The organism is Vagococcus sp. WN80Y, assembly GCF_059621045.1.
The window spans coordinates 1-10,602 of sequence record NZ_JCAQHY010000142.1 but is presented as its reverse complement, the minus strand read 5'-3'; the positions used below and the strand labels follow the sequence as shown (position 1 = coordinate 10,602).

General features: G+C 36.6%; 10 protein-coding genes and 1 pseudogene. 3 read left to right on the top strand and 8 right to left on the bottom strand.

The genetic code is table 11. From position 1 onward, the window contains the following. Positions 1–5: 5 nt before the first annotated feature. From AC5KOD_RS08795 to AC5KOD_RS08765, 7 genes are all read right to left on the bottom strand, one after another. Positions 6–560 carry a recombinase family protein gene (locus tag AC5KOD_RS08795; RefSeq protein ID WP_496914178.1) on the bottom strand — a complete coding sequence of 185 codons (555 nt, stop codon included), beginning with the start codon at positions 558–560 and terminating at the stop codon, positions 6–8. 129 nt (positions 561–689) lie between these two features. After that, positions 690–1,391 (bottom strand): recombinase family protein, encoded by a 702-nt coding sequence (locus AC5KOD_RS08790; protein WP_496914177.1) that lies wholly within the window; start codon positions 1,389–1,391, stop codon positions 690–692. 58 nt (positions 1,392–1,449) lie between these two features. Continuing rightward, entirely contained in the window at positions 1,450–2,064 is a 615-nt protein-coding gene (locus tag AC5KOD_RS08785) for a hypothetical protein (protein WP_496914176.1), read from the bottom strand. Positions 2,065–2,082: 18 nt separating this feature from the next. Next, a complete protein-coding gene (locus AC5KOD_RS08780) occupies positions 2,083–2,904 on the bottom strand; it encodes a hypothetical protein (protein WP_496914175.1) in 822 nt (273 codons plus the stop codon). 87 nt (positions 2,905–2,991) lie between these two features. After that, positions 2,992–3,714, bottom strand: coding sequence for an LPXTG cell wall anchor domain-containing protein (locus tag AC5KOD_RS08775; protein WP_496914174.1), 723 nt, complete (start codon positions 3,712–3,714; stop codon positions 2,992–2,994). Positions 3,715–3,742: 28 nt separating this feature from the next. Then, positions 3,743–4,921: a hypothetical protein gene (locus tag AC5KOD_RS08770; protein WP_496914173.1), complete on the bottom strand. Its 1,179-nt coding sequence runs from the start codon at positions 4,919–4,921 to the stop codon at positions 3,743–3,745. Between the two features lie 82 nt (positions 4,922–5,003). Beyond that, on the bottom strand, positions 5,004–5,687 hold the full coding sequence (locus AC5KOD_RS08765) for a signal peptidase I (protein WP_496914172.1): 684 nt from the start codon (positions 5,685–5,687) through the stop codon (positions 5,004–5,006). A 544-nt stretch (positions 5,688–6,231) separates the two neighbouring features. Here AC5KOD_RS08765 and AC5KOD_RS08760 point away from each other — a divergent pair. The 3 genes and pseudogenes from AC5KOD_RS08760 to AC5KOD_RS08750 all read left to right on the top strand — a co-directional run. Continuing rightward, on the top strand, positions 6,232–6,807 hold the full coding sequence (locus AC5KOD_RS08760; protein ID WP_496914171.1) for a recombinase family protein: 576 nt from the start codon (positions 6,232–6,234) through the stop codon (positions 6,805–6,807). Between the two features lie 118 nt (positions 6,808–6,925). After that, positions 6,926–7,195, top strand: a complete 270-nt coding sequence (locus AC5KOD_RS08755) for a hypothetical protein (RefSeq protein ID WP_496914170.1) — start codon at positions 6,926–6,928, stop codon at positions 7,193–7,195. Positions 7,196–7,853: 658 nt separating this feature from the next. Then, a pseudogene (locus tag AC5KOD_RS08750) lies at positions 7,854–8,246 on the top strand (helix-turn-helix domain-containing protein); the annotation flags it as partial. 1,484 nt (positions 8,247–9,730) lie between these two features. On the opposite strand, the gene AC5KOD_RS08745 reads toward AC5KOD_RS08750, so the two are convergent. Beyond that, positions 9,731–10,378, bottom strand: coding sequence for a YdeJ family lipoprotein (locus AC5KOD_RS08745; protein ID WP_496914169.1), 648 nt, complete (start codon positions 10,376–10,378; stop codon positions 9,731–9,733). Positions 10,379–10,602: the final 224 nt, after the last annotated feature.

The following is a 10,602-nucleotide window of genomic DNA, read 5'->3' as shown; positions in this document are numbered from 1 at the left end:
AGCCTCTACTTCATTTGCTGGAGCTCTTTTCGCTGTGTGTATTTGTAGACACTCCCTAATGAAACCTCACACGCATTTGCGATTCGTCTCATTGACCATTTTTGTTGATGATACAAAAATGAAATCCGATCAATCGTTTCATCATCTAATGTTGGTCGGCCGATTGATTTGCCTATTTGACGTGCCCTCATGATTTTTTGTTTCATTCTCTCACTTTTACATTCAGTATCGTTTTTTGCTAGTAACTCAAAAAATGGATAAAAAAAACAATTTGATTCAGTATCTAAGTGATCTTCTACACTAATCAGACGAATCCTTTTTTCTTCAAATAACTCAATCATCGATTTAAGCTGACGTAAACACTTACCAAATACCTGCAGACTCATAACCACTACTGTGTCTTTGGTTGTCAATCTTTCAAGCAGTTTAGTCAATTCTACCTCTTCGAATAAAGATTCCGCTTCAAAAAAAAGTTCGTTACATTCATACTTCATTATTTTTTCCAATTGCGCCGTTTCATTCATTGGAAAACCTTTTCTAACATACCCATAAATAGCCATTAACCATCACGCCTCTCATTTCACAATAAAATAGTAACTAATTCGTTCATTAAATTTAAAGAGAAGTAAAGACACTTTTTTTAGTAATAACTCTACGAAAATGAACTACACACTAATTGAACTAGCTTTTTATTCCTCTTTTGTATCTGAGTAAGTAAAATAAATAATTGACCCTGTCGCCACAGCCCCGATTATTAGTTGTAACCACCAACTGTCTGAATAACTACGAGCTATCTGTAGACTAACCAAGGTCACTAAAAAAGTCCCCACCAACCAACTAATATGCTTAACTTGCGTTAGTTGTTGTTTGATGCGGTAAACAGTTGCCTGAGAAACATCATAGAGCTTTGCTGTTCGTCTCAATGAGTAGTTCTGTAATAGCGCATTAAACATTTCCCAATAAGCCTTTCTTCCACTCTCACTTTTAGAAAAAGCACGATAATACACTTTATCTTCGCTACTTTCCTGTCCTACTGAAACTATTTTTAAGCCTTTTCCGGCTGAGTGAGCACTCTTAATCGTCCACCTCATCAACTGACGCCACTCTCTAATTGATAATTCAGAATATTCCATCACAGATAAATGAAGACCACGAGAGTCAATAGCTTCCAAAATGGCTAACCACTCATCAGGTAAAGGACTAAGATCATCCAAAGATTGAATTAACAGACAATCCCCTGCTTGAGATTCTGTTAACAATTGTTGAAATTGTGGACGTGTAGTCCAACTTCCTCGATGTTTGCTACCTTCTTGAATCACTTTTTCAGCTCCGAACTCAACTAACTGATGTTTTATAACTGACGAAGTTTTCTTACTGTAGCCAATCTTCATTTCTTTTCTCTCCTTAACTCATCATGATACTCACTCATTACATAAGCTTCTCAATTATTTAATCCTTTAGCCCAGCCAAAATCTGGTCCACTTGGTAAGACGGAGCTTCGGCCTCAACGGGGGTATCACCTCGCCACCAAGCCTGACGATAAGTATGACCTTTTGTTGTAATTGCCTCAACCTTCATCACTAATCTTAATTGATCTTCTGCAACCATCGTTGAACTCCCCTGTAGTTTTGTAAAAATCGAAGCAGTCTCACCAGAAGCTTCTATGCCTAATTTTTTCAAATAATAGTAATACCCATCTTTACCATCAATCCAGTCGGTCTGATTTAAATCAACTATAATATCTGCTGCACTCACAGCTTTTTGACGGCCTATAGCATCTGTTAAGACAGGATGAATCATCACACGAATAAACATCGCCTCTGTTCCTTTATTTTCAACACTGACTTGTCGCTTAATCTCTTGATCCGCAGGTAGGGATATTATGCCACCCTTTCCTGAATCTTTTAACGACACATAGAGATCTCCCACTTGTTCTTTCGTCTGCTTAAGATCGGATTCAGTCAAATACGCATTGGTTTCGGGGAAGGTCACACTCAGGCACATCAGATAAAGTCCTAATGCCACTGCGATAGTTGTTTTTATTGGGAATTTCTTTCGCTTCACTGTCTTTCCTCTCTTTCCTTAGCGTGTTGACAACTCATGTTCAAAGGCCTCATATACTGCATTGCCTTTTATTTCTGGAATCTGCCACTCTCCAAAGACGCCATCTGTTACTTCACCAGCCTTTGCATTAACGTCGATTCGGTGTAAGCTACCTTTTAAGCGGTTCGGTGCATCGGCAGTCAACTCTATTTGATCCAATAACACAGTGGTTGCTTCTCCCGGTTCAACAACTTTAGAATAGTAATAATACCCTGTATTTTCTGGACCTTGTTCTTGATACAACCAGTCCCCTGTGCCCCACTTATAATTAATGAATGTCAAATCCGTTGGTCGGCCCTCTTGATTTTTTCGGAAAAGATACGTCGACAGTTTTTCCGTCTGATAATAGGTCACCTCATCAGGCGTAAAACGCCCATCAATTTTCCATGTTGACGGATACTCTAGCAACACATCGGATTTCTCTCCTGATGACGAGTACTCTTTCAAGTGACCGTTCCCTGTCTGATCAATCGTATCCACTTCTAATGTCAACAGCACTTCCTTCAAACTAACTCGAATAAACACAGGTATGGGCCCTGTATTGACCACTTTTATTTGAGGCGATAGTGATGCTTGATGAGTTAATAATCCACCAAACTCCCCTTTAACCTCAATCTCAGGTACAAGAAGCTCGTCATTACCTTGCATATGATTTTTACGCCACTTGGCAAAACTCGTCCAAGCAAAGGTCGCATTGATAATTAACACCACACTCAATAACCCCATGAATAGCCCAAAAAATCGTTTATTTTCTCGTAAAGATAACCCTTTCCGTTTCATATTTCGCTGTTTTATAGCCACACTGCTCCTCCCTTCCTATCATCAATTGAATGAATGACATTTCTAACAAAGTCCTCCACTCAACTCATGATAGGAGTAAACGGATCATCATGAGTCGACTCGCTTAGCTTGACGCTTCTTCGCAATAATCAAAATGATGATAGTCATCATTAAACCAACTACTCCGCCAATCAATGCCCAGCGCCATTCTTCCCCTGTTTGTGGTAAATAAGGTGATGGTTTTGGTTTGATTTTTGGGTTAGGAGTTGGTTTTGGTTCTTTAGAATCAACTGTTGGTTCCGTTTCATTACTAGCATAAAATACCCAATAAAATTCTGCATCATTGACTTTTTTCCACATGCTTTCAGGATACTCATCTGACACACTGAAAGTCGCAGTCAAGGTACGGGTCGTTCCTGTTGGATATTCTCCCAGCTCAAGTGGCAATTTCTTTTTCTTTGTCACCGAAACGCCCTCTAAATTACCGTCATAAATAAGGTCACCCTCTAATACCAATTTGACATTAATCGCTTCTAGCAAATTAACCTCTCCACTGGTTTGATCCGCCTTCATGTCTAAACGTAAAGTAAATGCCCCTTCCTTTTGGGCGTAATTACTAATTGAAATACTTTTCTCAAACGTCAGTCCCGGTTTAATATCTGTATGCTCAATAAAATATTTACCATCTTCTCCCACTTGTAATCCGTTATCATCCCCGACTATCACTCCTGGCGGTAGTCCCTCTGTTGCAAAAACAGAGGGACTACGACCGAAGAGACAGAACAAACTGATAAGGATAAAAAGAGACAGATAACTGTTCTTTTTAATCATCAACGTTCCTCCATTACTTAACTAGAACTTACTCCGGATCTGCTATAGTTGCAAAGTATTTATAGACGGCACTATCATCTGTTAAGCCCCAACCGCCTGAACCTTTACCCTCTTGAGCTTTGTCAACTCCCGTTTTCATTGCTGCTAAGTAAGAAGGAATAGCCTCCATCCCAATCCACAAATCGTAACTTGAGATACCGTATGTGTCATTATTAGGAATCGCAACCGATGCAAGTAACGTAGACTTAGTATAAGTAGTCGGTTCTAACTTCTTAGTGTAGTAAAAGTATCCATCGCCTGCGTTATAGTACCAATCTTGCGCACCAATGTTGGTTTCATCTGTTCCCACTGTAGTCATTTCAAATGCTAGCTCGTTATCAAGCGCTGATTGTTTTACATCTTTTATAGCTGGCTTTGAAGCAGCTAATGTCTTATCATCTAGCTTGATTGAGTCCCCAGCCCAGTTACTTTCAGCTTTTGCTCCAAGCCCTACACCGTAACCATAATATTTCAACTTACCCTCAGCCTCAGCGGTCGTCGTAAAGTTATAAGTATTGTCTGCTTGTTTTGTTGCTTGCCCTGAGATTTTTTGAGCTATTTGCGCATCATCAGCATCAAACGAACCTGAGAAAACGGGAACTTTTGATCCTATTCTATTAAACTCAAACTTAGCTGGAAAAGACGCTACTGATGCTTTCTTAACATACATCAAAACAACATTACCATCATTCTCATATAACTTATAGCCAACATCCTCAGCTACTGCTGATGTTGGTGCAACACCATCAATTCTCAATCTAGCTGTTATATCCGACCACAAAGTCCCTTCCTTGACATACTCAGATGGGTCAATAATAACTGGGAAACCTGCAGCTGTTAAAGACGCATAATCTTTTAATTCAGCATCGTCGGCTAATTTATGTAGCATCTCTTCAAATGACAAGCGAACAAAAACATTGCTATCAGATGAATTTACGACACTCACTTCCTTTTGAATCTTTGCCCCTGGTGTGATTTCCGATTTCGGGAATACCTCCGTAATAGTAACCTCTCCTGATTCAAACCCACGCGATTGCATGTGGTTCTTTTTCCAATCCACATATGATGTCCAGGCAAATGTCCCGGCAATCATTGCAATAACTGCAAGTGCTGCCAGTGTTACGACAGCTTTTTTCTTCTTTTGCTTATTTTTTCCGTAAAAATTCATCGAAAAAAACCTCCTATAGTTTTCTTTTTTTATATTAACGATTCCTAACGGAACCTTCATATACTACAATTAATCGTTTGTCTTAAGCTCGTGCTCGGCGTTTTCTTTCTTCAACTTTCGGAATACCTAAGTAGTATTTCAATGTCAAGCTAAACGCAAATAATACGATAATTAAAACCAACACGACCACTATTTTATCCCGGATAAATTGAATCACTAAGCCCATCCCTGGCACATGCCCAGTTACTTTACCCACCACCTGTGATTTTTGAATCGGCATATCTTTTCCTGTATTAGCATCACCTTGGGTCGTTAGCCCTAAAATCTCTTCGCCTTCGTCATTCAAAGTAGGGGTATCAACCTCAATAATTCTATGAGTTAAGTAAGCCTTTTTGTTCCCTTTTACAGGATAAAAGGTAATGATATCGTGGTTAACTAACAAATCTGGTTCAACTTGCTTAATTACAATCAAATCACCTGCCACAAATCCACCTTTTAATTTTGGTTTACTTGGATTAGGCGCCATCGAATTAGTTTTAACCGTCATAAATCGGTAACCATAAAACGATTTATCAGGTGAGTCATTAAAATTAAATAGTAATGCCCCTATAAAAACCCCTATAACACAAATATAAAACACAACATTCCATACAAGATTTAATAGGTGCTTAGCGGGACTTTTCGGTATCACTTTAGGAGTCGAGCGCCGTTGTTTATGCGTTGACAACGAACGTCTTTGTTTCTTTTTTCGCCGCACTTTTCCCATTCCTTCCCTTTTACTAATACGTCCCTACTAGAAAAACTTTTTGAGACAGCTTTTTTTCTAACCCTCTTACCATTTATAAACATCTGGACGCTTCAAAACGGCAACTGACTTAAGACGACATACACATTTTCGACTTTACACACAACATGCTCAGCTCCGTATTTTTTTCATTTCCTGGTCCTCCGAAAAGCCTAATATAGCGCTAATCAGCATGTCTAATAAACTATAGTTAGTTGTTCACACAAGAAAAACGCAAAAAAGCTCTTTTTTCAAAAAACAGAATCCCGTTAAATTGGGATTTGTTAGGTAAAAGAGCATAAGAAAACGTCAGTTATTTAAATGTGTAAAAAACTATAGTTTATTATAGACGTATAGGAATTGTCAAGACTTTTTTTCAGCTTATTTTGAACATTGTAAAAATAATTGACTCCTCTCGTTCTATGGTAGTTACATTCCTATAAAAGGCATTTTTTTATTGATTATGTTCTTTTATTGAACTACCGATTCACTGATTTCTATTATTAAACAAAAAGGAGCCTCATCAATGACAACTATCGGCTATATGCGGGTAAGTACCCACAACCAAAAATTTGATTCTCAAGAAAAAGCACTACATGCTTATGGAGTAGATTCACTTTATAAAGAATTTGAAAGTGGACGAAAGACTCAGCGAACTGAACTCACTAAAGCCTTAGATGCTTTAGTTCCTGGTGATACATTTGTAATTTTTAAACTTGACCGGTTGGCACGCAATACTCGGCAGCTATTACAATTACTAGAAAGCTTCAGTGAACGTGGTATTAATTTTGTCAGTATTCAAAACAATATTGATACTTCTACTTCGATGGGTCGGTTCTTTTTCACTGTCATGAGTGCTTTCGCTGAAATGGAGGCCGAATTAATTAGAGAGCGTATAACCGCAGGACTAGATGCAGCCAGACAGAACGGCACTGTATTAGGGCGTCCTAAGCGAACAAAAGAAGTCAACCAAGCGATTAAGCTTTATCAGGAGACAGAGATAGCGGTTAATGATATTGCTAAACAATGCCACATATCCGCTCCTACCATTTACTACAACTTGAAAAAGAGAGGAATTCCCTGTCGAACTGACCTAGGGTAATCCCTTGATCTATCAGTGTATTCTCTCATGTTGCTGTAGTTATTCCTCACAACTTGAGAATTTTGGGTGCTATTTCTCAGATATAATTCTGAGCATACAGTTTATGGGAGGAATCAATATGACAGTTATTGGATATGCCTGCAGTCATCTTTTACATTTACCACTTGATACGCAAGTCAGAATATTAGAACAATACGGAGTAGACGACATTCATAAAGAACATAAACTAACAATGAACAAACAAGATAACGATTGTGACGAATTATTAAATTTCTTACAGTCAGGAGACACACTCATCATTGCTAAATTAGTCTGCTTAGTGGCAAATCCCAAGCAACTTATTTTATTAGTTAATACGTTTTCTCAAAAAAAATGGGCGGTTTATTAGCATCCAAGATAATCTTGATATTATCCCCACTATGGGAAAAATGGGTTCTAACATCCTAGAAGCTTTTCTTGACATGAAGACAGAGATCAGCAAAGAATTAATAACCTCCGGCTTAAACATCGCAAAGAAAAACGGTATTCGACTTGGGCGTCCCTCTCTAGACAATCAGCAATTAGAACAAGCGTTCTCTTTGTACTCATACTCAACCATACCTGTTTCTGAAATTGCTCGAGTGTGTCGCGTATCAATATGCTCCATCTATCACCATATTAACTTGCGTCAGATTCCGCATCGTCACCTGTTTTGATCACTTCCATGTTTTATTATTAGCAAATTATTGGACAACAACTAATAACCCTTCTATACTTGAGCTTAAAAAGAAAAAGGGGCGCTAGGTATGCTGTTTATCACACCTATTTCAAAAAACAAACTAACTATTTTTTCGTTACCTATTAGTTCATAAAGAAGCTCATGTCGACCTTTTTATTAAACAATTAGGCGTATCCAAAGACATTCTTACACGTTATATCAAAGAATTACAGACAGACATCCATTCTGCCTTTCAGAGTGAAGAAATCCTAATAAAAAAAGAAGAAGGACATATTGTTTTAATCTTCTCCCCTTCTTCACTTCCTTACATTAATTCTATGTAAACGAATCAGTTGAATTCAACCTTATCAAGTTGTTAATAACTCTAAAATATCCGACTGTAATTAAACTGTCCGATTCTCTTTTTATGGGGCAATCAACCGTTTATAAGTATTTACAGCGAATACAGAAAATTCTAAAAAAATTCAATATCTCCCTTAATTTTTCTACCTCTACAGAGTCTGTTAATTTTGAAGGCGAAGAAAAGGATCTACGTGTCTTTATTTATTACTTTCATTGGTTTACTTATAAAGGATTAGATTGGCCCCTTCTAAAAATGAAACAAAGAGATTACATTCAAATGATAGACGAACAAACTTATCCAATACCGTCGTATGTCCTTTCATCAAAAAAAGCAAGTCGATTATTTCATGAGTATTACCCTTTATATAGTCCTAAATAGAAAAAAATATATCCAAATGGATGAATATATTCGTGATATTATGACAGTATTTCAATCAGTAAATGATCTAGGGCACGTATTGGATTCTTTTTCTTCACAAATCAATCCGACAGAGTTGATACATGAAAAATTATTTCTCAACTTTTTTCTACGTTTTACTGTCTCTGGTCTAGACTCTGTAGACAGTATTAATCGAATTTCCCAACAGTTGCTTACGATGGATCCACTCATTAAGCGAAGTGAGGCTCTTCTTTCAGAAACCATTACGACCTTCAATTTAACTTTATTGTCTACTCAGAGATATTCTTTCTTGTATCAATATGTCCTTTTTTACGTCTATGCTGATTACTCAAAAACAGACCTTCCAACTGTCTTTACAACACTCACGAATGACTCTCTTTTCACACTAAAAAATTACAACTGCAAGGAGTGACAATGGACCAAATATCCTCATTTTTGTCACAATTTCATCTAAAATATCCATTGCCCCCCAAATATAACAAGTTGAACTTTTTTTAACAACACTCATTCTCAATAGTCAAAAAAAAGAAAGACTCACTATTTGTACGCATTTCTCTATGAACATACGCGGTGAAAGTATGATACAACAGAAGTTGTTAGCCTTTTTTAATCCAGCGCTGATAACTTTCATTAACAATCCAAGTAATGCGGATTTAATTATTTCTGATTGTTCTTAAACTAATTCATCCAATGCTGAGTTCTTTTACCTTGAACGTGTCACAGATATTAAATCGTGGAAGTATTTAATTGCTTACATTCAAAAAAAATTATTTGTTACTACCTTTTCTTTGTAACCTAATTTATATATTGTATAGTAATAGGTTGGGAATTTTCATCCTATACATTATAACATTAAATCTTTTTCTAGCTCAAAGTCATTGTTTAAAGACAGAAGCTTAGCCACGGCCTGCTTAACGATTTATTAAGTTTCTTCAAACTCTTACTCCTTTTCCCTCCTTCAGATTTTCACTTCAGATCTTATTCAGAAAGGAATTTCAATATTTGATGTTTACCTCATAAGAATAGATGTACAAAAATAAACGAGGTTGGGACATAAGTAGATAATTAAATTACTTTTATCCCACCTTTTTTTGCGTTTTAAGGTACACAAAAATAACGTTCCTTGATATGATTAAAGTGACAAAACCCAATCAGAAAGGAGCGCTATTTATGTATCAAAATTATAACATGGATCAAGTTGTTTTACCACTAGAATTAGAGGTTTAAAAATGGCTCTTTCCCTTTTTTGTTGAAACTCTTGATATACTAGTAGTAGATCACTTTCTTTTTCATTCTGTTTGGTGGGGGCTATAGCCCTCATGAGTGTTTGTCACAACCTCTTTCTAGAGTCTCCTAGTTATCACAATATCAATAGGCCGATGACATTTTTTAAGTGGTAGAAATGTCGTTAAACTATCGGAAATAAATATAAAATTAGGTCATTTGATTAATCCACAAAAATCTCAGTGAATATTTTCAATGTTAATTAACCTGATAACTTCGTCTGGATTTCCTACAGGAATTATAATTGTTTGACCATTATCAATCATACTTTGAGTAAGTTTACTCATATAACTCTTCTCTATGTTGTCTGGAACGTTAGACTCCCAACGTGAAGGAATTTCATATGTGGTAATTGACCCATCCCCATTACTCTTATAAGTAATCGAACCATCTACTAAACGAGAGCCACTTAATTGAATTACGTCTGTAGGATACTTAGAACTGCTTTCATCTAAGGGATTTATTAGTGTACCAGCAGGTATTTTTAATACATTTAATTCATCAATATCAGTTTGCAGACCTTTAACTAACCATACTCGTGAATACTCTATTTGTTCATCGGAGTATGAACTTAAACTACTTTCACTATTGGCTTGAATTGAACCAGATTGCTCAGTATTACTTTTACTCGAAGAGTCTATTGGTATTCTACCGTCCTTCAACGAATTCATACTAGACGAATCCGAACTAAAGGTTTTTGATTCTTTCTTTTTTGAACTACTGGAAATTGAAACATTGTTACCTATCAACTCTTGTTTGTTTTCAGAACAAGCAGAGAGAAAAACTAAAAGACCAAACCCTAAAATTAAATAAATAGTTCTTTTCACACTAAACACCTTCCTTTGTACTCCAATTATATTATAAAAAATTTCTTTTGTAATCCTTAATTGAATCAATTTCATAATTAATTCGAGGTTGGGACATAAGTAGATAATTAATCTGCTTTTATCCCACCTTTTTTGCGTTTTAGGGTACACAAAAATAGCGTTCCTTGATATGATTAAAGTGACAAAACCCAATCAGAAAGGAGCGCTATTTATGTATCAAAATT

Bases quoted from the DNA above. Each gene is read 5' to 3' on its own strand.
- AC5KOD_RS08755 (WP_496914170.1), top strand. From the start codon at position 6,926: ATGACAGTTATTGGATATGCCTGCAGTCATCTTTTACATTTACCACTT.
- AC5KOD_RS08765 (WP_496914172.1), bottom strand. From the start codon at position 5,687: ATGGGAAAAGTGCGGCGAAAAAAGAAACAAAGACGTTCGTTGTCAACG.
- AC5KOD_RS08760 (WP_496914171.1), top strand. From the start codon at position 6,232: ATGACAACTATCGGCTATATGCGGGTAAGTACCCACAACCAAAAATTT.
- AC5KOD_RS08795 (WP_496914178.1), bottom strand. From the start codon at position 560: ATGGCTATTTATGGGTATGTTAGAAAAGGTTTTCCAATGAATGAAACG.
- AC5KOD_RS08770 (WP_496914173.1), bottom strand. From the start codon at position 4,921: ATGAATTTTTACGGAAAAAATAAGCAAAAGAAGAAAAAAGCTGTCGTA.
- AC5KOD_RS08790 (WP_496914177.1), bottom strand. From the start codon at position 1,391: ATGAAGATTGGCTACAGTAAGAAAACTTCGTCAGTTATAAAACATCAG.
- AC5KOD_RS08775 (WP_496914174.1), bottom strand. From the start codon at position 3,714: ATGATTAAAAAGAACAGTTATCTGTCTCTTTTTATCCTTATCAGTTTG.